This is a genomic window from Hymenobacter koreensis (assembly GCF_039541855.1).
In the GTDB taxonomy this organism is placed as follows: domain Bacteria; phylum Bacteroidota; class Bacteroidia; order Cytophagales; family Hymenobacteraceae; genus Solirubrum; species Solirubrum koreensis.
The window spans coordinates 1,018,137-1,041,862 of the sequence record NZ_BAABHA010000002.1 but is presented as its reverse complement, the minus strand read 5'-3'; the positions used below and the strand labels follow the sequence as shown (position 1 = coordinate 1,041,862).

The following is a 23,726-nucleotide window of genomic DNA, read 5'->3' as shown; positions in this document are numbered from 1 at the left end:
TTTGTAAGGCTTACTTACGCCTTGGTGATGAGCACCGTGGCGTAAGCGGCCACGCCCTCTTTGCGGCCCACAAAGCCTAGCTTTTCGGTAGTGGTGGCTTTAATGCTGATGTCGTCTTCGTCCACCCGCATAACCTCGGCCAGCACGCGGCGCATTTCTGGAATGTGCGGGTTCACCTTGGGCAGCTGCAGGCACACGGTGGAATCAATGTTGCCAATCTGGTAGCCGCGCTCCTGCAGCAGCCGCACTACTTCGTGCAGCAGGCGCTTGGAGTCGATGCCTTTGTACTGCGGGTCGGTGTCGGGGAAGTGGAAACCGATGTCGCGCAGGTTGGCCGCGCCCAGCAGCGCGTCGCAAATCACGTGAATGAGCACGTCGGCATCGGAGTGGCCGAGGGCGCCGTGGGTGTGGGGAATCTGGATGCCGCCAAGCCAGAAGGGCAGGCCCTCTTTCAGCTGGTGAACATCGTAGCCGAAGCCGGTACGAATGCGCATGGAACCGGGAGTAGATAAGTAAGTGGGCCAAAGGTACTGTTCGGAAGCGGCTCCTTTGGTTGAGGTGCAGAGCTGCGGCTTGGAAATGGCCCAGCTTGCATAGCGGCCCGAAAATATTTGCCCGGAATGGTAAAGTATCCGGGTGGTTTATGCGTCTGCGTGAGCATTGAACCAACCAGCCACATGATTATGTATCTAAAAAATAACATGGAAACTTTGGATTCATTAAAAGTTTCCGCCGTACCTTTGTGGCGTGAGTATGGAAATCAAGGACCGGATCTTGGTAGCGGCCGTCGAGCTGTTCATGCGCAACGGCATCCGCAGCGTTTCGATGGATGACATTGCCGCGCAACTGGGCATGTCGAAAAAGACCCTTTACAAGTGGTTTGAGAACAAGGACCAGATTGTGCTGGCCGTAATGCAGCAGCACGTGGCGCAGGAAGAATGCAACTGCCACGAGGTGTTTGCCACCGGTAATAACGCGCTGGAGGCCATGTTCAACCTGATTCAGTGGCACAAGGAAATGCTGTCCCGCATTCACCCCAGCATTTTTCACGACCTCCAGAAATACTACCCGCAAGCCTGGGCCGTGTTCGAGCAACACAAAAACACCTTCATCCTGCAGAAAACCGTCGACAACATCCGGCGCGGCATGGAAGAAGGCCTTTACCGTCCCGATTTGGACGTGGACGTGCTGGCCCGCCTGCACCTGGCCGAAATAGAGCTGATGTTCAACAGCGCCGTGTTTCCCACCCGGCAGTTCAGCATACAGCGCGTGAACTCGGTAATGGTGGAACACTTCCTCATGGGCATGTCAACGCTCAAAGGCCACAAGCTCATCAACGAATACCGTCAGGTGACGGAAATAGATTAATCACCCGCCCTCACCCTCCCATCCTTCCGCTTTATGAAACAAGCGTTCCGCCTACTGCTGCTGCTAGCTGCCTTGGGCTTCCTGGGGCTGCACCAATTGCTGGCACAAACGCCCTCCACGGGCCAGCCGGTAGCCACCAACACGCCCTTGCAGCTAAGCCTGCAACAGGCCATTGATTACGCCCTGAAAAACAAGTCGACGGTGCAGTCGGCGCGTATTAACGAGCAGATTGCCGTAGCCCGCGTGGGCGAGATTCGCTCGGCCGGCCTGCCGCAGGTGAACGTGGGGGCGAACCTCACCGACAACTTTAAGCTGCAAAAGTCACTGGTGGACTTCTCGCGCTTCGGGGGCGGTTCCGTGCAAACGCTCGACCCGTTCACGCTCACGCCCGCCCAATTGCAGGCCCTGAACAACGGCCAGAATGTAACGCTGGCGCCTACTTACACCACCACGCCCATTCCGTCTACGGGGCCGCAGCCGTTGGCTTTTGGTTTGCGCTACGCCGGTAACACGGCCGTTTCGGCTTCCCAAATGCTGTTTAACGGTTCTTACCTGCTAGGCCTGAAAGCGGCCAAGGTGTACGAGCAGCTGTCGGTAAAGCAGACGCAGCAAACCGAAATCGACGTGGTGGAGCAGGTGTCGAAAGCCTACTACAGCAGCCTGGTAGCCCGCGAGCGGCTGGCCCTGCTGGCTCGCAACGTGCAGCGCCTCGATACCTTGTTATACCAGACGCAGCAGACCTACAAGGAAGGCTTCGTGGAGAAGCTCGACGTAGACCGGTTGCAGGTGCAGGTAAACAACCTGAAAATCGAGCAGCAAAACGCCCAGCGCCTCATTGAGCTGAGCGTGGCCCTGCTGAAGTTCCAGATGGGCCTCGACCAGCGCCAGCCCGTGGAGTTGACCGACCGCCTCGATGCCGCCGTGATTGAAGCCGAACGCGGCAGCCTCATTGGCCTGAGCGAAGGGTTTAACTACAGTAGCCGCATCGAGTACTCGGTGCTGGAAACCCAGCGCGACTTGGCCGTGCTCGACGTGCGCAACCGCCGCTCGGGTTACCTGCCCACCCTGAACCTAATTGCCAACTACGGCTTTAACGGTTCCGACCCCCGCTTTGGCGGCCTGATGGAATTCCGCGGTGCCAGCTCGCGTAACGAGCAGGGCTTCGTGAACCAGAACTGGTTTGGTTTCGGTAGCGTGGGCCTGCAGCTCAATATTCCGGTGTTCGACGGCTTCCGCAAGAAGTACTCCATCGAGCAGGGTAAACTGGCCTTGGATCAGGTAAACAAAGGCTTCACCACGCTGCAGCAGAGCATTGATTTGCAGCGCGTGCAAACCCAGACTTCGCTGCAGAACACGCTAAACGTACTGGGCAATCAGAAAGCCAACCTCGACCTGGCCACCGACGTGGCCCGCGTGGCCAAAATCAAGTTTCAGGAGGGCGTAGGCTCGAACCTGGAAGTTATTACGGCCGAAACCGACCTGCGCCAAGCCCAGACCAACTACTACTCGGCGCTGTACGACGCGCTGGTGTCGAAAGTGGATTACGGCAAAGCCGCCGGTACCCTTTACCAAGGCAAGAAATAAGGTAACGCCCGAACGACCCCTCAGCAGATGACTTCTTCTTCGCTTCTCATGAACCGTTCCGCCGCCGCTACCGCGCAAACTCCTCTGAAACGCTTCCGCACCATGAAATACACCACCTCAGCGGCCCTGTTGGCGCTGGCCATGCTGGCCGCTTGCGGCGGCGAAAAAGACCCCGCTGCCGAACTGGCCCAGCTAAAAAAGGAACAAGCTGCCAACCAGGCCAAGATTGCCCAACTGGAAGCCAAAACCGGTAAGCCTGTGGGCGGCCCGGTAATGGCCACGCCGGTATCGGTTATCAACGTGAAGCCCGAAAGCTTTAAGAGCTACCTGGAGGTGCAGGGCCGCGTGGACTTCGACGAAAACGCCGTGGTGTCGCCCCGCATGCCCGGTGTAATTACCGATATCCGCGTGCGGCGCGGCGACCGGGTGAGCAAAGGCCAGGTACTGGCCACGCAGGACGCCTCGGTGCTCGAGTCGGGCATTGCCGAGCTGCGCACCCGCCTGGAGCTGGCCCGCACCGTGTACGAAAAGCAGGACCGCCTCTGGAAACAGCAGATCGGAACCGAAATTCAGTACCTGCAAGCCAAGAACAACTATGAGGCCTTGCAGCGCAGCCTGGCTACCCAGCAGCGCCAGCGCGCCCAGTACAACGTAGTGGCGCCGTTCAGCGGCACCGTTGACGATGTGCCGGCCAAAGTGGGTGAAAACGGTGCGCCCGGCGTACCGGTAGTGCGTTTGGTGAGCGGTGCCGGTGGCAAAATCGTGGCCGATGTATCGGAGGCGTATGCCAACAACATCAAGGCCGGCGACAAAGCCCTTGTAACCATTCCCGACCTCGGCGGTGCCGAAATGACCTCTACGGTACGCACCGTGAGCCGCACCATTAACCCCACCAGCCGCACCTTTTTGGTAGAGCTGCGGCCCAGCGGCCAGAATGCCGCGCAGCTACGCCCCAACATGGTGGCCACGGTGCGCATCCAGAACTACGACCGCCCCAACGCCACCGTGCTGCCCGTTGACCTCGTGCAGAAAGACGAGCAGAACAGCTACGTGTATGTGGTGGAGCAGAAAGACGGCAAAAAAGTGGCCGCTAAGCGCGTTATCCAGACCGGCAACACCTACAACGGTAAAGTAGAAGTAACCAGCGGCCTCAAGCCCGCCGACCAGGTTATTTCGGCTGGGTATCAGAATCTGAACGAAGGACAGGTTGTTAGCCTGTAAGGCTGCTGTTAGCTGATGGCTTTTGGCTGTTAGCTGTTGTTCTCGCCTGGCACCACAGTTGCCCTCATGAAAAATTACAAAGAGTTAAAGGTGTGGCAGTTCGGTATGGACATCGTGGCTGGGGTGTATGAACTGGCCCGAGTGCTACCGAAGGAAGAAATGTTCGGGTTGCGAAGCCAACTAACCCGAGCGGCTGTTTCTATTCCTTCAAACATTGCCGAAGGAAGCAGCCGCGGCAGTGAGAAGGACTACTCGCGGTTTTTGGAAATGGCGCTGGGTTCCTGCTTCGAAGTCGAAACCCAACTGCTCATAGCCAAACAGACCACCCTGCTTGCTTCCACGGCCACCGACCTGGTTTTGGCTTTGCTCCAGGAAGAAATCATGATGCTCCACGCTTTCATCAGACGGCTTCGTCAGAACCCGCTACCAGCCGAAAAACAATAATCCACCACGCTAATAGCCGACCGCTAATAGCCAATAGCTTAAAAAAGCCATGCAGGACGTGGAAAAAGAATTTGGACCCACCAGTTGGTCCATTAACAATAAGACGAGTATTTACATCATCACGGTGATACTCTGTATCGCGGGTATCTTCGCCTACATCAAGCTGGGCAAGGAGAAATTCCCCGATATCGTGATTCCGCGCATCATCGTGGCCACGGTATACCCGGGCACCTCGCCGGCCGATATCGAGAACCTGGTGACGCGCCAGCTCGAGAAGGAAATCAAGAGCGTGAACGGGGTGAAGAAGATCAGCTCTACCTCGAACCAGGATTACTGTATCGTAGACGTGGAGTTCGACTCGGGCGTGGACGTGCAGTACGCCAAGCAGCTCATTAAGGACGCCGTGGACAAAGCTTCCAGCGACCTGCCGAACGACCTGCCCACACCTCCTACGGTGCAGGAAGTGAACCTCTCCGAGCTGCCCATTATGAACATCAACCTGGCCGGTAACCTAACCGTCAGCCAGTTGAAGAAGTACGCCGACGACTTCCAGGACAAAATTGAGGCGCTGCCCGAAATTACCCGGGTTGACATTGTAGGTGCTCTGGAGCAGCAAGTAAACGTGGACGTGGACCTGAACAAGCTGCGGGCTTCGCGCCTGAGCTTCTCGGATATTCAGCGCGCCATTGGCTCCGAAAACATTACCATTTCGGGCGGTACCATTGACGTGGGCAGCCAGAAACGTGCCGTGCGCGTGGCCGGCCAGTACGTGCGCGCCGCCGACATTGCCGATATTCAGATCAAGAACCTGAACGGTGCGGCCGTGCGCCTCGGCGACATTGCCACCGTGGAAGACGGCTTTAAAGACCGGGAGTCGTACGCCCGCCTCGACGGCAAGCCCAGCATCAGCCTGAACGTGGTAAAGCGCCAGGGCGAAAACCTCATCGACGCCTCCGACAAGATCAAACAGATCATTGCAGATTCGAAGAGCAGCCTGCCCAAGGAGCTGACCATTACTGTAACCGGCGACACCTCGAACGACACCCGCGTTACCCTCCACGACCTGATCAACACCATCATCATCGGCTTCCTGTTGGTAACGCTGATCCTGATGTTCTTCATGGGCACCACCAACGCCTTGTTCGTGGGCCTTTCGGTGCCAATTTCGATGTTCCTGGCGTTCCTGCTCATTCCCATCTTCGGCTTCTCGCTGAACATGATTGTGCTGTTTGCCTTCCTGCTGGCCCTGGGTATCGTGGTCGATGACGCTATTGTGGTTATCGAAAACACCCACCGCCTGCTGCACGAGCACCCCAACCTGGACACGCCCCGCGCCGCCAAGTTTGCGGCCGGTGAGGTATTCGTGCCGGTATTGGCGGGTACCCTTACCACGGTAGCACCCTTTGTGCCGCTGCTGTTCTGGCCCGGCATTGTGGGCTCGTTCATGTACTACCTGCCCGTTACGCTCATTCTCACGCTGATGTCGTCGCTGGTGGTTGCCTTCATCATGAATCCGGTGTTTGCCGTGAGCTTCATGGAGCGCGAAGACCACCACGCCGAAGATAACAAGCCCAAGCTGACGCGTACCTTCCTGCTCGCCATGGGCGCGCTAGCCGTCGTTGCTGTTATCGGTTACATCGCCGGCTCGTCGTTCCTGGGCAACCTGATGCTGACCGTCATCCTGTTCTGCTTCCTGGACAAGTTCGTCTTTGTGAAGATGATTGCTTGGTTCCAGACCAAGGCCTTGCCACGCTTCCAGAACGGCTACGGCAGTCTGGTTCGAGTGGTAACCGGCGGTTCCATCTGGCGCCAAGTTGGCATCATGGTCGGCATGGTCGTTCTGTTCATCCTGTCCATCGTGGCGGTAGGAATCCGCAAGCCCAAGGTGGCCTTCTTCCCGAAGGGTGACCCGAAATTTGTGTACACCTACCTGAAGATGCCCGTGGGTACTCGCGTAGACGTAACGGACTCCGTTACGAAAGTGCTGGAGAACCGCATCTACGGTGTCATCGGCCGCAATAACCCCGACGTAGAATCGGTAATTACCAACGTGGCCATTGGTGCCGGCGACCCTGGCGAAGCTTCGGCTCAAGGGGTGTCGCAGTCGCACCTAGGCAAAGTAGGTGTGGCGTTCAAGGAGCTCAGCGAGCGGACTGGGCCAGCTACCAGCATTTACATGGACAAAATCCGTGAGGTGGTGAAAGGCATTCCGGGCGCCGAGGTATCGGTAGATCAGGAAGCCAGCGGACCGCCCGTAGGTAAGGAAATTGCCATTGAAGTAGCCGGCGACGACTACGTGAAGCTGGCGGCCCTCTCCAAGCAGGTCACGCGCTACATCGACTCACTGAAGATTGGCGGCGTGGAGCAGCTGCGCTCCAACCTGGAAGACCGCAACCCGGAAATTGCCATCAGCATCGACCGCACCCGCGCCAACCGCGAAGGCATCAGCACGGCTCAGATTGGCATGGAAGTACGTACCTCCATCTACGGCTCGGAAGCCAGCAAATTCAAGACCGCCGACGACGAGTACCCGATTCAGGTGCGCTATGCCAAGCCCTACCGCGACGACGTGGACGCCCTGGTTAACGCCCCGCTGACCTTCCGCGACGCCACCGGCCAGGTTCGTCAGGTGCCCATCAGTTCGGTGGCCGAGGTTTCTTACGGAACCACCTACGGCGGCATCAAGCGCAAAGACGTGAAGCGGGTAATTACTATCTCGTCGAACGTGCTGAACGGCTACACCGGTCCCGATGTAGTGGCCAACATCAAGCAGGCACTGCAGGCTTTCCCCACGCCGCCCGGTTACACCATTAAAATGGGCGGTGCCGAGGAAGACCAGAAAGAAACCAGTGACTTCCTGCCGCTGGCCGGTCTGGGCGCCATTGGCCTCATCTTCCTGATTCTGGTAACGCAGTTCAACTCGTTCAGCAAGCCCATCATCATTCTCACCGAGGTAATCTTCTCCGTTATCGGCGTACTGCTGGGCCTGGCCATTACGGGCATGAACATCAGCATCGTAATGACGGGTGTGGGCATCATTGCCCTGGCCGGTATTGTGGTGAAAAACGGCATTCTGCTGGTCGAATTCACCGATATGCTACGGTCGCAGGGCATGCCGCTGCGCGAAGCCATCATCCTGGCTGGCAAAACGCGCCTGAACCCGGTAATTCTGACGGCTACGGCCGCCATTCTGGGCCTGATTCCGTTGGCCATCGGCCTGAACATTGACTTCTACGAGCTGTTTGCCAGTGGCAATCCGCACTTCTTCATCGGTGGCGAATCGGTGGTGTTCTGGGGTCCGCTCGCCTGGACGATAATTTTTGGGTTGTCCTTTGCAACCATTATCACCCTTGTGGTAGTCCCGGTTATGTATCTGCTCAACGAGCAGCTGCGCGGCTGGATTACCGGCAAAGACCCCGATTCGCAAGCTTCCCAGGCCGCCGCCATCGACGCGGAGGAAAAAGAAGCCGCCCGCCCTCCGGTGCTGGCCGAGTACTAACCAGCGCTTTTTTCCGTTTTCCCTCTTTTTTACCTGATCCGTCGTTTCAGCCATGCTACCCCAAACGACTTCCGCACCCGCCAACATCGAACAACAGGTGTTGCGTATCATCAGCAAGCGCAAGGCCATTAAGCCCCAGCGCCTGCGTGTATCCAGCAACCTGAGCCGCGAGCTGGGCTTCGACACGGTAGACGTCGTCGATATCATCCTTGAGGTGGAACGCCGCTTCCACATCACCATTCCCGACGAAGTGCCGTTGAACACGGTACGCGACTTTGTTCGCTACGTGGCTTCCCACCTCGGGGGGCGGCGGGCACGCTAAGCCCAAGGGTCTGAAAAACGCCAAAAGGCCCGCAACCACTGGTTGCGGGCCTTTCGTGCTTCATGATAGGCGGGTACACTAGCGCACGTTGCCGCCCGTATCGCCACCGCGGGTGCCGGTGTCCTTTGGGTCGCGGCTGCCGGCGGTGCTGGCGCCCTCCACGTTCGGGTTAGGGGTTATGTCGATGGTGGGGTGGTGAGGCTCGGTAGGAGCGGCTGAGTTGGCCGGGTCGGGGCTGGAGCCGCCGGGTAGGTCGGCCTTGCCAGCCCGCTTAGCCGATTCGTTGCTTTCGGTGAACGAGCCGCTGCTCACGCTGTGCTCGGCCTTTTCCAGTTCACGCGAAGGGGAGTGGCTGCCGCGCGAAGCGTTAGCGCCTTGTTCGTTACCGGCATTGCCAGATACGGCCACTACGCTGGGCCGGGTGCTTTCCCACTCGTGGAAGTGGTCGAGCTCCGTTTTCAGCGTGCTCATAAACCACGCCATCAGCGCCACATCGTCAAGGAGGCCCACTACAGGAATGAAGTCGGGCACTAAGTCGATGGGGCTCAGGAAGTAAATGAGCACGGCAATGGCCCCCAAAATGGTGGGGGTAGGAATGCCAGTGTATTCGCCCGAAGCCGCTGCTTTTACCAAACGAAACAGCGTTTGCATGCTCTGCCAAGCTTCGTTGGCAATGGTGCCGAGGTCGTTTTTCTCGCTTGCCTTCTGGTAGGCATCGTTCACGAGTTGCTTAATGCGCAGTGGCTGTTTGAGGTAGCCTTCGGCTTTACCGAGGAACGTTTTAAAAATCGGCGACGAGGCTATTCGCTCGCCGTTGGGTTGTTGGGAAGCCATATTGGTAGGGCTGTTGGGAGAAACGAGTGGAAGGTGCCGGGCGCTAACCCGCCAAAAATCAGCGGGCGCGGGAAACCGGGCAACTGCGGTTCTATACTGTTTCGCGCCAAAATAGTTATTGGCGCATGTTTCAGGCCGCAAAGCAAATAAAAAAGCCCTTGCGGTGGAGCAAGGGCTTCGAAAGCTTCGGGCGAATGAGGGTATTACTCGGCGTTCGGCACGCGGCCGGCGGCGTAAAAGTTGCGCTGGTAGTAAGCCTGGGAAAGCGAGCTGACCATAACGCCGCCGTTGGTGGCAGCGTGGGCAAACTTGCCGTCTTTCAGGTAGATACCCACGTGGTAGATGGGCTGGCCGGGGCCGCGGCGGAAAAACACAAGGTCGCCGGTTTGCATTTCGTCCTTGGCCACGCGCTTCACGTTGTTGAACATGGAACGGGAGCTATGCACCAGATTAATACCGTATGCTTCCTTAAACACGCGGGTCACGAAGCCGGAGCAGTCGGTGCCTTTCTTGGTGTTGCTGCCGAAGCGGTAGGGGGTGCCCATCCATTCGCTCACGGTGCGGAGCAGGGAGGCGTCTTCGTCGTAATCGGCCTTAATGCCGAGGGTTTGGGCGTAGTAGCCAACTGCCAGCGAATCCCGAAAGGTGGGCCGGTCGCCTTCGTCGCCGCTGGTTAGGTCCAGCAGGGAGGCTTCGGCCAGTGCCGGGCTGCCAGCTGCTGATGCAACCTGCGACTCAGGTGCGTAGTCAAAGAAAAAGGAAAGGGCCAGTGAAACAGCGGCGAGGCAACACAAAAAGGTATTCTTCATTGTCCGTCGTGTGGGTATGAAACTCCGCCCCCAGGCGGCGACCCAAGGGGGTCATGTGGCGTACTTTTCTTCTCTAGTTCAGGTCGTTGGAGAAGGTAAAAAATCTGTTTGTTCAGGCCAAAACGGAAAGATTCTATCCGGCCTTATAGGGTAAAGCTAGACCAGACAGCCTAAGGGTCCAAATTTAGGGCACTAAACAGGGGTAAATTCCTTGGCGAATGCAATTCAGTTCCTGAAAAGTATTGCTGTACTTAGCAACTGATGCCTTAACCAACGCGTAGGCGTTTCTTGCTTTAATCTTGTTATGGAATTGCCCCGAATTGTTGAGCATTCGCCCCTGGCCCGTATAGCCCGCTGGAAGCTGGGCCAGCCCAACGTGGCCATGGTATTGGGCAAGTCTATTCACCTCAGCGGCGTAACGCGCGGCGAGTTTTTACGCGACCCTTCCTGGGTGGCGCACGAGATGTGCCACATTCGGCAGGTGCGGCAGTACGGACTGGTGAATTTTCTGTGGCAATACCTGCTGGAATCGGTGCGAGTGGGCTACTACGCCAACCGCTTTGAGGTGGAAGCCCGACAAGATGCTCAGCGAGACGCGGCCTACTATGCGCAGGTGCTGGGCGTACCGGCGCCCGCCACGCCCGGCCGCGGCACCGACCCCGATGGCCCCGGCGGCATTCAGCCCGATGTGGTGGTATAAAAGGGCGCGGGCCTTATTTATAATGTGGCTAGTCGCCCACCGTCCACAACCAAAGACGTGCCGTTGATGAAGTTTGCATCGGAAGAGGCCAAAAAGCAGATGGCCTCGGCCAACTCAGCCGGCGTGCCTATTTGGCCGGTAACCTCCTCTTTTCCGCTTTTTACATTGGGGTTTTCCCAGAGCATGGGCGTATCAACGGCTCCCGGGGCTACGGCGTTAATGCGAGCATGAGTGTGCGGAATTTCCTGGCTTAAGCCCCGCACAAAGGCTTCCATAGCGCCTTTACTGGCGGCGTAGGGAACTACGTTGGGCGTGGTTTGGTGAGCATGCACCGAGCTGATGGCCACAATACTGCCGTTCTTCATGTGGGGCAGACACAGCTGGCACAGCCGAAACAAGGCCCGTAAGTTTACGTTCATGAGTTGATCCCACTCGGCTGGGTCGAGCTTCAGAATGGGCTCGAAAGTCATGGTGGCGGCGTCGTTCACGAGCACATCTACCCGGCCCCAGTAACCCAGCACCCGTTCTACCGCGCGGCGCAGGTGCGCATCGCGGCCTACGTCGCAGCTAACGAAGCGGGCTTCGCCGCCGGCTGCCCGAATAACGCTAACCACCTCCCGACCGGCCTTGGCGTCGCGGCCGAGTACGGCTACTTTGCCGCCCTCGCGGCCCATTTGCTCGGCAGCGGCCCGCCCGATGCCGGAGGTAGCACCGGTTATTACGCACACTTTGTCTTGAAAACGCTCGGCCATAAACGCGAAAAGGTATGTAACGGGGAAATGCAAGACCGGGTGCCGCCGCGGTTACGCATCAGGCAGCCGATGGCGACAGTTCTGAAGACCCTTTCAGGCGGTTGTTTGTTTCGGCTGCGGCTGTTACTGCCTGTGAAACGACCGGCGTATGGACTGCTTATAATGGAGTACTGAATGGACGACAGGCGAATTTGCCGTAACCCTGGAGACCGGCTTTACGAATAGATAACAGCCGCTGCAACTGCGGCCTTCCCTGATTTTCCACGATAACCTGTTTCTACATCATGGCAACCAACAACACTTCCGGCAACACCGATTTCTTTGGCAACTCCAGCGCCAACCAGCCTTCGGGCGTAAACCAAACCCTGGCCGGCAAAACCGCTAACACCCAAGGTGGCGTGATGGGCGGCATCAACGATCAGCTGACCAAGTTTGGCAACGCTGCCTCGGGGCAGTTGGGCAAGCTGAGCACCACCCAAAAGGTAGTGGGCGGCTTGGCTTTGGCTTTCGGCATCAGCTACCTCTCGAAAATGAACAAGCGCAACGGCTAAGCCCGCGCTTGGTCTGAAAAACGAAAGCGGCCCGTTTCCTGAAAAGGAAACGGGCCGCTTTGCTTCGTGAGCCTGCTATTGGACTCGAACCAACGACCTGCTCATTACGAATGAGCTGCTCTACCAACTGAGCTAAGCAGGCTTTTTGCTCCCGACGGGCGCACGCGCCGCAACGGGAGTGCAAATATAACAGGCGCGGGAAACGCGGAACAAAGGTTCCGGAGAAATTTTTCCCTCGAAAGCCCTTAACCCCGCCGATGCGGGTTCGTTTGGATATAACAGAACCTTCTGTCACTGCCATGAAAGCCAACCATTCCGCTAACGTTATCCAAGCCCTGGTAAGTGGCTTTGCCGGCGCCATTGCCCTCACGCTGGTACACCAAGCGGCCCGCAAGCTCACACCCAACGCGCCGCGCATGGATATCCTCGGTATGCGCGGCCTGCGCAAGATTCTGGACGCCGCCGACGCTCCACAGCCTGACCGACAGACCCTGTACAACGCCACCATGGCCGGTGACTTATTCAGCAACGGTCTGTATTACAGTTTGGTGGGTTCAGGTGAAGATGCTTGGGTACGCGGTGCAGCATTGGGCATTGCCGCCGGGGTAGGGGGCGTGGTGCTGCCCGGTCCGCTGGGCCTGGGCGACGGGCCCAGTAACCGCACCCCGCAAACCCAGCTCATGACGGTAGCATGGTACACGCTGGGCGGCTTGGTAGCGGCGGGGGTGTCGCGGTGGTGGAGCGCAGCGGGGTGGCGTTAGGAGAAAACTACAGACATTGGTGCTTCTATATTGCTGAGCATCATGAGCACTCGTATTATCCTCCGCACACTAAGCCTGCTGCCGACGCTTTTGCTGCCATTGGGTGTTCGGGCCGATGCGCTCGATGGGGCGATGTATATGTTTAGCTTAATAGGTGGTTTGTATGCCTTTGCTGGCTTGGTGATATTGGCAACAGTGCTGGCGTATCGTCTGGAGCGTTTTGCCTCCCTTAGATGGGTACAATGGGCTTTAATTGGTGTAAGTCTGTTAATTGGCCTAGCCTGGAATCAGGTATTTGGTGGACGTTCGGGCACCTTATCTTTTCTAGTAATAAATCCTTTTCTGGGTTTATGCCTTCCGGTAGCGCTTTGGCTAAACGGAATTAGATACGCGCGTCGTGCTGCAAACTGGAGGAGGCGTGCCATTAGCATAGCGGTGGGTGTGGTAGGACTGTCGGTTTTGCTAAGTCAAGTCTTGAGCTGGTTGCTGCTGTATGTGGCAGCAAATAGCTATCAACTATATGCTATGCTAGGGTGGGTAATGGGCGTAGCATATACTATTGGTGCTTGGTGGTTGGTCCTGAAGCAAGTACAGAAATACCAGCCGCTGGAATGGACTGATTGGCCGCAGACATCTTCAGCGGCGGGAGTATACGCTGGCGTAGCTGTTCTACTTCAAATACTATCCATGTGGTTGTCTATGAGCGCACAAGACGGTGTTGAGTACATGTGGAGCAGCGTATTGGCAAGCCTAGCTGGGCAAGCTGTTATGGCTTGGGGCTTAGGAGCCTTCAGTATTTGGCTGGAACAACGCATGCGTATGGGGGTATCCCCTGTGCAGTAACGCCGCGGTGCTACCTTTGCCTGCACATGAAAGCGTTGCGCAAACTTCTCGTCGGCGCGCTCGGCTTCGAGCGTTACATCCGGTTCGTAAGCCGCATTTACCTGCGGCTGGTGGCGGCGGGGTGGGGCAAAGCCAAGTACCCGGAGCTGTTTTTCCTGGCCCGGCTGGTAAAACCCGGCGACGTGTGCCTCGACATCGGCGCCAACCTGGGCTACTACTCCGTGGCGTTGTCGCGGCTGGTGGGGCCGCAGGGCAAGGTACTGGCCGTGGAGCCGGTGCCGCTGTTTCAGCGTATTTGGGAAGACAACGTGCGCCTCAGCGGCTACGACAACCTGCTGCTGCTGCCTTTCGCTTTGGGCGGGCAGAACACCTCGGTGAAAATGGGCACGCCCGCCCGCAACGGCCTGCTGCACCACGGCATGACCAAAATTGCCGACTCGAACCCCGCCGAGCAATACGGGCAGTTCTACGACGTGAACATGCGCGTGCCCGACGAGCTGCTGGCCGGGTTCGATCGTCTCGACTTCATTAAGTGCGACGTGGAAGGTTTCGAGCACGAAGTGTTTCAGCACATGCAGGAAACGCTGCGCCGCCACCAGCCCGTTATCCAAACCGAGCTGAACGGCGCCACCAACCGCCAGCGCGTTAGCCAGCTGCTGGCCGAACTCGGCTACCAGCCTTACGTGCTGGAAACTAGCGGCGCAAATTCGCGGTTAGTACCTTGCCCACCGGCCGAGCTGCAAGGCACCGCCGACCGTGACTTTTACTTTAAACCTTCCGCTGACGAACCTGCGCGCTAATGCTCTTCCTCAAAGGTCTGCTCATTTTCTTCCTGTTTGCCATGGTGCTGCGCATGGTGTTGCCGGCTTTGTTGCGCTGGGCCCTGGCTTCGTTTGTGCGCAAGCAAATGCAGCGCGGCGGAGTGCAGTTTGGGCCGGGGACTTCTCCGTTCGGGCCGCCGCCTACGCCTCCCACGCCCGGCCCCGAGGGCAAAGTACGCGTGGATTACGTACCGCCCGTTACCAAAGCCCGCGGCACCGATGAATTCCGCGGCGGCGACTACGTGGAGTTCGAGGAAGTAAAATAATCGGCCTACCTTCGGGCTGCCCACGCCCGGCCTGCTGCGCGCGGGTCGGGTTTTTTGTTGCTTTTCGGCTTTCTGGGTTTGGTTGGTGGTTTTGGTTTTCAACCACGCCAAACGCTGGCAACTAGCAGCCAAAAACCACCAACCATCAACCAACAACCAACCCGAATGACCCCTGTTGCTTCGCCGACGACGGCTGCCCCCCTCTGGCGCCGGCTGTTGCCGCACTTGCTGGCCGTTGCCTTCCTCATGGTGGTGGCGGTTGTGTACTTCTCGCCCATCGTCTTCAAGGGCCAAACCCTGAGCCAGCACGACATTGTGCAGTTCAACGGCGGCGCCCGCGAGGCCGCCGCTTACCGCGAAGCCACCGGGCAGGAAGCGCTCTGGACCAACTCCATGTTCTCGGGCATGCCCACGTACCTGATTGGCACGCGGTTTCCCGGCGACCTGTCGCGCTACCTGAACAACATTTTCACTCTGGGGCTGCCGGCCGTGGTGGCCAACCTGTTTGTGGCGCTGCTTTGCGGCTACCTGTTGTTTGTGGCGCTGGGCATGCGCTCCTTGGTGGCCCTTACCGGCGCCCTGGCCGTGGGCCTGACGAGCTATAACCTGGTGATTCTGGCCGCCGGCCACAACTCCAAGTCGTATGCGCTGGCCTACGCGCCGCTGGTACTGGGCGGTTTGCTGGTCACGTTCCGGCGGCAACGCTGGCTGGGCGCGGCTTTGTTTGCGCTGGGCCTCACGATGAACGTGCGGGCCAACCACTTGCAAATCACCTACTACTTGCTGCTGTTGGTGCTCATCTTCGGCATTGTGGAGCTGGTGTTTGCCATCCGGGAAAAGCGCCTAGCCGACTTTCTGCAACGCACCGCCATTTTGGGTGTGGCCGCTTTGCTGGCCGTAGGCGTGAGCTTTGGCCGTTTGTACACCACGGCTACGTACGGTAAGTACAGCATCCGCGGCAAGTCGGAACTAACGACGCCGGCCCCTGCGGCACCGGGCCAGCCCGCGGTCCAGCCGGAGAGCGGCTCGGGTCTCGACCGTGACTACGCCTTTAACTGGAGCTACGGTGTGGGCGAAAGCATTACGCTGCTCATTCCCAATTACTACGGCGGGGCTTCGTCGAGCAAGCTCGATGAGAATTCGGCCACCGGCAAAGCCCTGTCTGGCCTCGGCGTGCCGCCCGTGCAGCTCCGCGACTACCTACAGAGCATTCCTACGTACTGGGGCGACCAGCCCATTACCAGCGGCCCGGTATACGTGGGCGCGGTGGTGTGTTTGCTGTTCGTGCTCGGTTTGTTTATTGCCGACCGCCGTACGCGCACGTGGCTGCTCATCGGTACCATTCTCTCGCTGTTGCTGGCTTGGGGCAAGAACTTCTCGTCGTTTAACGATCTGATGTTTGACTACTTCCCTGGCTACAATAAGTTTCGTTCGGTATCCATGGCCTTGGTTATTGCTCAGCTGGCCATGCCGCTGCTGGGCGTGCTGGCCCTGGCCCGCGTGCTGCGCGTCCGCGCCGCTTCGGCCGCCGCTGTGCCCAAGCTGCCCGGCGCTACCGATACACCCGAAACTGCCGAGCTGCGCCGCAAGCTGCTACTAGCTACGGGTATTACGGCCGGTATCTGCTTATTAGCTTTCATCTTCGGAATGGGTGCCGACTTCGCTTCGCCCATCGATGCCAACCTGCAGCAGCAAGGTTTCCCGCTCGATGCCCTGCGGCAGGACCGCGCCAGCATGATGCGCTCCGACGTGCTTCGTTCCTTGTTCTTCGTTCTGGCTACGGCCGCTGTGCTGTGGTTTTACCTGCGCCGGCAGCTTACGGTAACCGTGGCCGCTGGCCTCGTGGCTGCGCTTACATTGGTCGATTTGTGGGCCGTTGATAAACGCTACCTCGGCGAGTCGAATTTCCAGGACAAGACCGTGGCCCAGGAGTTCGTGCCCTCGGCCGCCGACCAGCAAATTTTCAACGACCCCACGCTGCACTTCCGGGTGCTGAACGTGGACAACCCCTTCAACGAGGCCAATACCTCGTACTTCCACAAGAGCATTGGCGGTTACCACGGGGCTAAACTGCGCCGCTACCAGGAACTGATTGAGCGGCAGATTTCGCAGAATAACCCGCGTATCACGTCCATGCTGAACGCGCGCTACTTCATCGGGCGCGACCAAAAAACCGGCGCTCAGGTGGCTCAGCAAAACCCCGGCGCACTGGGCAACGCGTGGTTTGTGTCGGGCATTCAGCCGGTGCAGAATGCCGACCAGGAAATGGCGGCCCTTAGCACCTTCGACCCCGTAACCACGGCCATCGTGGACGTGAGCAAGTTTCCGCAGCCCAAGACCAGCTACACCGCTGCCGGCTCCACCATTCGCCTGACGCACTACTCGCCCGACGAGCTGAAGTACGAAGCCAATGCCGCGCAGGACGGCTTCGTGGTTTTCTCGGAAATCTATTACCCCGAGGGCTGGAACGCCTACCTCGATGACAAACCGGTGCCGCACGTACGCGCTAACTACGTGCTGCGTGCCATGGCGGTACCGGCTGGCAAGCACAACATCACCTTCAAGTTCGAGCCCAAGGAGTACAGCATTGGCAACACTGTGTCGCTGGTGTCGTCCATCCTGCTGTTTCTGCTGCTGATAGGGGCCGTGGTATACGCCCTGCGTCGGCGCCCCACGCCGCCCGAGCAGGACAAAGAGCAAGACGAGCTGCTGGCTGCTTAATCTCAACCAACTGGTTAACTATGGTGCCACGGCCTTCCAGTCGTGGCACCCTCATTTTATCTCGGAGGCCAGTCAGTCGTTTCAAGCGCCATGTTCGTCGAAAGCCCGTCGCCCATTCTCACCGACCTGCCCGAGCCGGTAACCGAGCGGCACGGCGTGCGGCTGCGGCTCCTGCGCGACGATTTGCACCATCCGGCCCTGCCCGGCAACAAGTGGCGCAAACTCAAATACAACCTGCTCGAGGCTAAAAATCAGGGGTTTGACAGATTGCTCACCTTTGGCGGGGCTTACTCAAACCACCTGGCCGCCGTGGCGGCCGCCGGTCGGCTCTACGGCTTCAGCACCATCGGTGTAGTGCGTGGCGACGAAACCGCGCAGCTAAACCATACCCTTGCGCAGTGCGTGGCCGATGGCATGCTGCTCCATTGGGTGAGCCGGGATGAATACCGTTGCCGCCACGAGCCCGCGTGGCACGCGGAGCTGTTCCGGCAGTTCGGGCCGGCTTACCTCTTACCCGAAGGCGGCACCAACGCCCTGGCCGTGCGCGGCTGCGCCGACATAGTGGCCGAACTCGGCGCGCACGGCGCGTCATTTGATGCACTAACGGTGGCCTGCGGCACGGGCGGTACTTTGGCGGGCTTGGTAGTGGGCTTGCAGGACGAAAAGCAAGTAGTGGGCGTGTCGGCGCTAAAGGGCCAGGGCGACGCGTTGCGCACCGAAATACACGCGCTGACGGAGCAGGTTACCGGCCGCCGCTTGGGTAACTGGGAGCTGCGCACCGAGTTTCACTTCGGAGGGTATGCCCGCTACTCGGCGCCGTTGCTGGCTTTTATTGAGCAGTTTTACCAGCAGCACCGCGTTTTGCTCGACCCGGTGTACACCGGCAAACTGCTATACGGCGCGCTGGCACTGGTTGAGGCCGGCTACTTTGCGCGGGGCAGCACGGTGGTAGCGGTGCATACCGGCGGCCTGCAAGGTTGGGGCGGCTTCACCGAGCGTTTCGGCGCCCGGCCGCCCGCTACCGTATAGCTTAGAGCTGAGTTTGGCCTTTCCCCACGTTATGGTTCCGTTGTTTCGTTTGGTGCGCCGCTTGTTGCCGTTGTTGTTTCTGCTTGCCCTGGGCTGGTTTCTGTGGCAAAAGGTAGCCCCGAGTCTGGCCGGGCTGGACCCCTTGCGGGCCGAGCCGCGGGTAACCGTAACGCACAACACCGTTCTGGAGAAAATCGAGGGTTTGGGCAAGCTGGAGCTGGTGCGCTACCGCTTCAAAGACGTGGTGGAATACAAGAAGAGCACCTACCGGTTTCTGCCCGATGCCAAAGTGGCCCTCATTGTGGCCGGCGAAGCCGTGGGCTGCGTGGACCTGCGCAAGATCAAGCCGCTGGACGTGGTCTTCGTCGGCGACTCAGTGGTGCGCATTGCCTTGCCCGCGCCCGAGCTGTGCACCTGGCGCATCGACCACAGCGCCAGCAAAGTGTACAGCGTGGAAAACGGTTTCTTACAGGATGCCGAACTGGTGGATGCCGGTTACAAGTACGCCGAGCAGAACGTGCGCCGGGCAGCGTTGCAGTCGGGCATACTGGCGCAAACCCAGCAAAACGCCGAGCAGATTCTGCGGCCCATGCTGGAAACCCTCACCGGCCGCCGGGTGGTACTGGTACCGCAAATGGCTCCGCCCGAACGGGCGCCGCTTCGGTAGCGCGCCGCCACAGAGCACACAAGTGGGCTGGCTTACTTGGTGCCCAGCACCTCGCGCAGCGCATCCTGGATAAACTCGCCCTCGTAGCCTTTGGCCGTAACGTACAGGGTAAGCTTTTGCCGCCGCTTGTGCGGGTTGCTCTCCTTTTCCAGCGCGTTCTTTTTCTCCAGCAGCTCCACCAGGTTGCGGTAATACTCGTCGCCGTCGATTTCGCTCATGCCAGCCTTGATGCAGAACTCCGACACGCCGCGCATCTTGAGCTCCTGCCGAATGCGACGGCGGCCCCACTTCTTCAGCCGGTATTTGCCGCGCACGAAGGAACGGGCAAACCGTTCGTCGTCGAGCAGCTTTTCGCGCACCAGCCGAATGGTGATTTCGCCGGCTTCCTCCTCATCCAGGCCGTAGCTGCGGAGCTTGTCCTCCACTTCCTTATGGCTGCGCTCTTGGTAAGCGCAAAAGGAGGCAATCTTTTGCAGGGCTTCGCCCGGGGTGTAGGTTTTGCGTTTGCGCGGGGCGTCTTCCATAGCGGGCGGCGGGGCAAATAGGATTGCCACAGTAAGTGGCTCGGGTATTTATCTACGCCGAAGCCGGACCCGAAGGTGGCTGGAGCGGCGCTAATTTTTTTTGTGCAAAACCCACTAATTAAAAAAACAGCCGCCACCCAGAAGGTGGCGGCTGTTCGCTCACATAAACAAGTTGGATTGATTCATCCAAATTTTGGTAGTCCACTGTACTATTTGAAGTCCGGTGGATTACCGAGTGACAAGGTAGCACGCAATGCGCACATTTCCATATATAACCGATCAATTCCTGGCTTGTTTAAGCCAGGAAGTAGGCGTTTGCGCTTGAGTATCCGACCTTTGCCGACGTCTTGTTTTTGTACTCAAATTATGGTTTTTACCCGTGGCGTCCGCTACATGATGCTTTCCACACTGTGCTTTGCGCTCATGAACGTGTGCGTAAAAATGCTGCCGCATTTGCCGGCTATGGAAATCATTTTGTTCCGCTCGCTCATCTCGGTAGTGCTCAGTTACCTCACGCTGCGCGCCCTGCGCATCCGGCCCTGGGGCACTAACCATTTCTTCCTGATTGCGCGCGGTACCACCGGGGCAATTGCCCTCATGCTGTACTTCAGTACCCTGCAGAAAATGCCGCTGGCCACGGCCGTAACGGTGCAGTACCTGGCGCCCATTTTCACGGCTATTCTGGGCGTTTTTATCGTGAAAGAACCCGTAAAACCCTGGCAATGGCTGTTCTTTCTGCTCTCGTTTGCGGGCGTGCTGTGGGCCGAAGGCGTGGATACGCGCGTGGAGCCGATCTGGCTGGGACTGGGCGTGCTGTCGGCGGTGTTTTCGGGGCTGAGCTACAATTCCATTCGCAAGCTTAAAGGCCGAGAGCATCCGCTGGTGGTGGTTTTTTACTTCCCCATGGTGTCTCTGCCCATCACGGCTATTTATTGCCTGTTCCGCTGGGTGCCCCCGCAGGGCCTCGACTGGTTGTGGCTAGGGCTCATCGGTGTTTTTACCCAAGGAGCCCAGGTGTACATGACCAAGGCCTACCAGGCCGAGCAGCTCTCGAAAGTAGCCAACTGGAACTATCTCGGCATCCTGTACGCGTTAGGTTTTGGCCTGGTCTTTTTTGGTGAGGCCTTTCCGCCGGGCGCTTACGCCGGTATGGCTCTGGTGCTGGCGGGCGTGCTGCTGAACGCCTGGTACCTGGCCCGCCACGCCCGACGCGCTCCGTTGCCCGTACCAGAGCCCGATGCCATTCCGGTGTCGCCGCGGTAGGGTTGATGGAGCGTCGCGCACAAATTTTGCGCAGGCAGGCAACGCCTTTACCGGCTACGGGCTCTACCGCCTAACTTGCCTGTCATTGCTTGCTTTGTTATGATCCGTTGTGTACTCCCGTTACTGAGCTTGTTGCTGTGCCTGCTGCCGCTGCTGAGCGCGGCCGGTATTCTGAAGGGGCGCGTTACCGACCCCAAGGGCGAACCGCTGGGTTTCACCAACGTGGCCGTGAAGGGAACCACCACCAACACCGCCTCGAACGAGCAGGGCAATTACCAGCTGCCGCTAGCGGCCGGCGAGTATGAAATTGTGTTTCTGTACGTGGGCTTCAAACCCCAAATGGAGCGCGTGCGCATTGCCGGCGGCGACACCGTGACGGTGCTCAACGTAACCATGACGCCCGAAAACTACCAGCTGCGCGAGGTGGTGGTGCGGGCCAAAGACAAAGACCCGGCCTTCGCTATTATTCAGCACGCCATGGACTGGCGCAACTACCACCGCCGCGAAGTGGCCGCTTTTACGGCGCGTACTTACATCAAAGCCTTGGCCCGCTTAAAGGATGCGCCTAGCCGTGTGCTGGGCATGTTCAAAGTGGGCCCCGATTTAAAGCCCGGCATTATCTACCTCTCCGAATCGGTGTCGGAGGTGGCGTTTCGGCAACCGAACATTGTGAAGGAGCGCATGATTTCCTCGCGCGTAAGCGGCGACGCCAAGGCGTTCAGCCTGAACCGGGCCGGGGCTGGCCGCGGCCTGAGCTTCTACAACCCCGTGCTGAAAGCGTTTTCCGAGCGCGGCTTTGTCTCGCCCATCGCGCCGAACGCCTTCCTGTTTTACCAGTACGTGCTGGAAGGCACCACCGAGCAGAACGGGCAGCTGGTGCACAAGATCCGGGTGGTGCCACGCCGCCGCACCGACCCCGTGTTTGCCGGCCACATTTACATTGCCGACGGCACGTGGCGCATTCATTCGGTGGCCCTTACCCTGAACGAAGACGCCCAGCTCGACTACGTGGACAACGTGCGCATTGAGCAGCAGTATGCGCCGGCACCCAACGCTCCGCACGTGTGGGTAATGCAGTCCCAAACGCTCACGGCCAACATCTCGGCCTTCGGCTTTAAAGGCAACGCTTTTCTGACGGCCGTTTTCTCCAGCTACAAGGTTACGCCCACCTACGCCAGCCGCCCGGTTCCGGCCGCCACGCCGGCCCCTGCCTCCAACGAGCCGGTCCACGCCGAAACCGTGGCCGAAGCCCGGCAGGAGCGGCCCGCCGTGCGCGCGGCCGCCCGCCAAGTGAAGCGCCAAAGCCGCAAGACAGCCGCCGCCGTGGTCGATTCCCTGGCCCGTCGCGGTGATTTGCTGGAGGTGGAGAAAATGGCGCCCGGCGAAATTATGCGGGTAGAGAAAGGCGTGAACGAACGCGACAGCGCCTACTGGTCGCAGATTCGCCCCGTGCCCCTTACCGACGAAGAGCTGAAGGACTACCGCGTAAAGGACAGCACCGAGGTGGTTCGCAACTCCAAGCCCTACCAGGATTCGCTCGACCGCCTGCGCAATAAGTTCGACCCGCAGAGCTTCCTGCTGGGCGGCTACACCTATAACGACTCGCACCGCAAGCAGCAATATTACGTGGCACCGGTGTTCCAAATTGTGCAGTACAGCACCGTGGAAGGCCTGATTGTGAACCCACAGTTCACGTATTCGCGCTACACCGACGACCGCCGCCGCTTCTGGCTCACGCCCTCGTTCCGCTACGGTGTAGAGGCCAAACTGTTCAGCCCCTCGGTAGAGCTGAACTGGCAGCACGATGCCGTGCGCACGGCCCGGCTACAGGTTGTGGTGGGGCGTACCATCGAAAACTTCGACCCGAATTCCCAGCTCACGCCGGCTATTAACACCAACTATACGCTGTTCCGCAACCGCAACTTTGCCAAGTATTACCAACGCCGCGGCGCCGAGGTAGGGTACCTGAGCGAGGTGCTGAACGGGCTTAACATGCGTGCCGCCGTGAGCTACTTCGACCGCCGCGAGCTGGAAAACGCCACCGTCGAGCTGATTACCGACGTGCCGGGCCGCGCTTTTACCCCGAACGACCCCGTGGCCGACGAACTGCCTTTGGGTTCCGGCTTCGGGCGCAGTCGCGCTTTGGCCACGGAAGTGTGGGTTAACTACCGGCCGGGCCAACGCTACATCACGCGGCCTACCGGCAAGGTTAGCCTGGGCTCCAAATACCCGCTGCTAAGCCTAACGTGGCGCCAGGGCTGGAACGCGCCCGGCTCCGATGTGCGCTACACCTTTCTGGAAGCGGGCATTCAGCAGTCGGTACAGTTTGGCTTGCTGGGGACCAGCAGCTACCGCGTGCAGGCGGGCGGTTTCCTGGGCAAACCGGAGCTGTCGTTTATGGACTACCGCCATTTTTCGGGCAACCAAACCCTGTTTGCCGCCGACTTCACCCGGTTCCAGCTGCTCGACTACTACCGCTTTGCCACCCGTAAATCCTTCGTGGAAGCGCATTTCGACCACCACTTTAACGGCTTCTTCCTGAATAAAATACCGCTGATGCGCCGCCTGAAGTGGCAGGAAGTCGGAACACTGAACTACTTGCGCACCCAAATAGCCGGGCATTACGTGGAAGTAGGCGCCGGCATCGAGCACGTGTTCAAGCTATTGCGCGTCGATTACTTCACGGCCCTGCAATCGGGCCAGAAAGTGCAGCAGGGCTTCCGGATCGGGATTGGGTTTTAAGGGTT

21 protein-coding genes, 1 tRNA gene and 1 pseudogene are annotated in these 23,726 nt (G+C 58.9%); 17 read left to right on the top strand and 6 right to left on the bottom strand.

Annotated elements, in window-relative coordinates:
- Positions 1-14: 14 nt before the first annotated feature.
- Positions 15-494, bottom strand: coding sequence for a 2-C-methyl-D-erythritol 2,4-cyclodiphosphate synthase (gene ispF, locus ABD903_RS07355; RefSeq protein WP_345222703.1), 480 nt, complete (start codon positions 492-494; stop codon positions 15-17).
- A gap of 259 nt (positions 495-753) precedes the next feature.
- Between ispF and ABD903_RS07350 the strand changes: the two genes are divergently transcribed.
- The 6 genes from ABD903_RS07350 (at position 754) to ABD903_RS07325 (ending at position 8,438) form a co-directional block, all read left to right on the top strand.
- The gene (locus ABD903_RS07350) at positions 754-1,368 is read left to right on the top strand and encodes a TetR/AcrR family transcriptional regulator (RefSeq protein WP_345222701.1); all 615 of its coding nucleotides are present in this window, start codon (positions 754-756) and stop codon (positions 1,366-1,368) included.
- Positions 1,369-1,401: 33 nt separating this feature from the next.
- Positions 1,402-2,952 (top strand): TolC family protein, encoded by a 1,551-nt coding sequence (locus ABD903_RS07345; protein WP_345222699.1) that lies wholly within the window; start codon positions 1,402-1,404, stop codon positions 2,950-2,952.
- A gap of 48 nt (positions 2,953-3,000) precedes the next feature.
- The gene (locus ABD903_RS07340; protein WP_345222697.1) at positions 3,001-4,173 is read left to right on the top strand and encodes an efflux RND transporter periplasmic adaptor subunit; all 1,173 of its coding nucleotides are present in this window, start codon (positions 3,001-3,003) and stop codon (positions 4,171-4,173) included.
- A gap of 66 nt (positions 4,174-4,239) precedes the next feature.
- Positions 4,240-4,617 carry a four helix bundle protein gene (locus ABD903_RS07335; RefSeq protein WP_345222695.1) on the top strand — a complete coding sequence of 126 codons (378 nt, stop codon included), beginning with the start codon at positions 4,240-4,242 and terminating at the stop codon, positions 4,615-4,617.
- A gap of 49 nt (positions 4,618-4,666) precedes the next feature.
- The gene (locus ABD903_RS07330) at positions 4,667-8,116 is read left to right on the top strand and encodes an efflux RND transporter permease subunit (RefSeq protein ID WP_345222693.1); all 3,450 of its coding nucleotides are present in this window, start codon (positions 4,667-4,669) and stop codon (positions 8,114-8,116) included.
- 52 nt (positions 8,117-8,168) lie between these two features.
- Positions 8,169-8,438 carry an acyl carrier protein gene (locus ABD903_RS07325; RefSeq protein ID WP_345222691.1) on the top strand — a complete coding sequence of 90 codons (270 nt, stop codon included), beginning with the start codon at positions 8,169-8,171 and terminating at the stop codon, positions 8,436-8,438.
- Positions 8,439-8,918: 480 nt separating this feature from the next.
- Here ABD903_RS07325 and ABD903_RS23260 read toward each other — a convergent pair.
- Positions 8,919-9,089, bottom strand: a pseudogene (locus ABD903_RS23260) (YkvA family protein); the annotation flags it as partial.
- 386 nt (positions 9,090-9,475) lie between these two features.
- Complete coding sequence (locus ABD903_RS07315) at positions 9,476-10,081, bottom strand: C40 family peptidase (protein ID WP_345222687.1); 606 nt, start codon at positions 10,079-10,081, stop codon at positions 9,476-9,478.
- 304 nt (positions 10,082-10,385) lie between these two features.
- On the opposite strand from ABD903_RS07315, the gene ABD903_RS07310 reads away from it, so the two are divergent.
- The gene (locus ABD903_RS07310) at positions 10,386-10,781 is read left to right on the top strand and encodes a hypothetical protein (protein WP_345222686.1); all 396 of its coding nucleotides are present in this window, start codon (positions 10,386-10,388) and stop codon (positions 10,779-10,781) included.
- A gap of 17 nt (positions 10,782-10,798) precedes the next feature.
- On the opposite strand, the gene ABD903_RS07305 is transcribed toward ABD903_RS07310, so the two are convergent.
- On the bottom strand, positions 10,799-11,533 hold the full coding sequence (locus ABD903_RS07305) for an SDR family NAD(P)-dependent oxidoreductase (protein WP_345222684.1): 735 nt from the start codon (positions 11,531-11,533) through the stop codon (positions 10,799-10,801).
- A 284-nt stretch (positions 11,534-11,817) separates the two neighbouring features.
- Here ABD903_RS07305 and ABD903_RS07300 point away from each other — a divergent pair, with 284 nt between their 5' ends.
- On the top strand, positions 11,818-12,084 hold the full coding sequence (locus ABD903_RS07300; protein WP_345222682.1) for a hypothetical protein: 267 nt from the start codon (positions 11,818-11,820) through the stop codon (positions 12,082-12,084).
- Positions 12,085-12,153: 69 nt separating this feature from the next.
- Here ABD903_RS07300 and ABD903_RS07295 read toward each other — a convergent pair.
- Positions 12,154-12,226 (bottom strand) — tRNA-Thr (locus tag ABD903_RS07295).
- A gap of 157 nt (positions 12,227-12,383) precedes the next feature.
- On the opposite strand from ABD903_RS07295, the gene ABD903_RS07290 reads away from it, so the two are divergent.
- The 7 genes from ABD903_RS07290 (at position 12,384) to ABD903_RS07260 (ending at position 19,192) form a co-directional block, all read left to right on the top strand.
- Positions 12,384-12,845 (top strand): hypothetical protein, encoded by a 462-nt coding sequence (locus ABD903_RS07290; protein WP_345222681.1) that lies wholly within the window; start codon positions 12,384-12,386, stop codon positions 12,843-12,845.
- A 42-nt stretch (positions 12,846-12,887) separates the two neighbouring features.
- Positions 12,888-13,688: a hypothetical protein gene (locus ABD903_RS07285; protein WP_345222679.1), complete on the top strand. Its 801-nt coding sequence runs from the start codon at positions 12,888-12,890 to the stop codon at positions 13,686-13,688.
- A gap of 26 nt (positions 13,689-13,714) precedes the next feature.
- On the top strand, positions 13,715-14,488 hold the full coding sequence (locus tag ABD903_RS07280; protein ID WP_345222677.1) for an FkbM family methyltransferase: 774 nt from the start codon (positions 13,715-13,717) through the stop codon (positions 14,486-14,488).
- Positions 14,488-14,775 (top strand): hypothetical protein, encoded by a 288-nt coding sequence (locus ABD903_RS07275; RefSeq protein WP_345222676.1) that lies wholly within the window; start codon positions 14,488-14,490, stop codon positions 14,773-14,775. Before ABD903_RS07280 ends, ABD903_RS07275 begins: the two co-directional genes overlap by 1 nt.
- 165 nt (positions 14,776-14,940) lie before the next feature.
- Positions 14,941-17,496 (top strand): YfhO family protein, encoded by a 2,556-nt coding sequence (locus ABD903_RS07270; protein WP_345222674.1) that lies wholly within the window; start codon positions 14,941-14,943, stop codon positions 17,494-17,496.
- Positions 17,497-17,586: 90 nt separating this feature from the next.
- The gene (locus tag ABD903_RS07265) at positions 17,587-18,525 is read left to right on the top strand and encodes a 1-aminocyclopropane-1-carboxylate deaminase/D-cysteine desulfhydrase (RefSeq protein ID WP_345222673.1); all 939 of its coding nucleotides are present in this window, start codon (positions 17,587-17,589) and stop codon (positions 18,523-18,525) included.
- A gap of 31 nt (positions 18,526-18,556) precedes the next feature.
- The gene (locus ABD903_RS07260) at positions 18,557-19,192 is read left to right on the top strand and encodes a DUF4230 domain-containing protein (RefSeq protein WP_345222671.1); all 636 of its coding nucleotides are present in this window, start codon (positions 18,557-18,559) and stop codon (positions 19,190-19,192) included.
- A 32-nt stretch (positions 19,193-19,224) separates the two neighbouring features.
- Here the strand turns inward: ABD903_RS07260 and ABD903_RS07255 are convergent, their stop codons facing one another.
- On the bottom strand, positions 19,225-19,746 hold the full coding sequence (locus ABD903_RS07255; RefSeq protein ID WP_345222669.1) for a regulatory protein RecX: 522 nt from the start codon (positions 19,744-19,746) through the stop codon (positions 19,225-19,227).
- Positions 19,747-20,082: 336 nt separating this feature from the next.
- Between ABD903_RS07255 and ABD903_RS07250 the strand changes: the two genes are divergently transcribed.
- On the top strand, positions 20,083-20,979 hold the full coding sequence (locus tag ABD903_RS07250; RefSeq protein ID WP_345222667.1) for a DMT family transporter: 897 nt from the start codon (positions 20,083-20,085) through the stop codon (positions 20,977-20,979).
- A 99-nt stretch (positions 20,980-21,078) separates the two neighbouring features.
- The gene (locus ABD903_RS07245) at positions 21,079-23,721 is read left to right on the top strand and encodes a DUF5686 and carboxypeptidase regulatory-like domain-containing protein (RefSeq protein WP_345222665.1); all 2,643 of its coding nucleotides are present in this window, start codon (positions 21,079-21,081) and stop codon (positions 23,719-23,721) included.
- Positions 23,722-23,726: the final 5 nt, after the last annotated feature.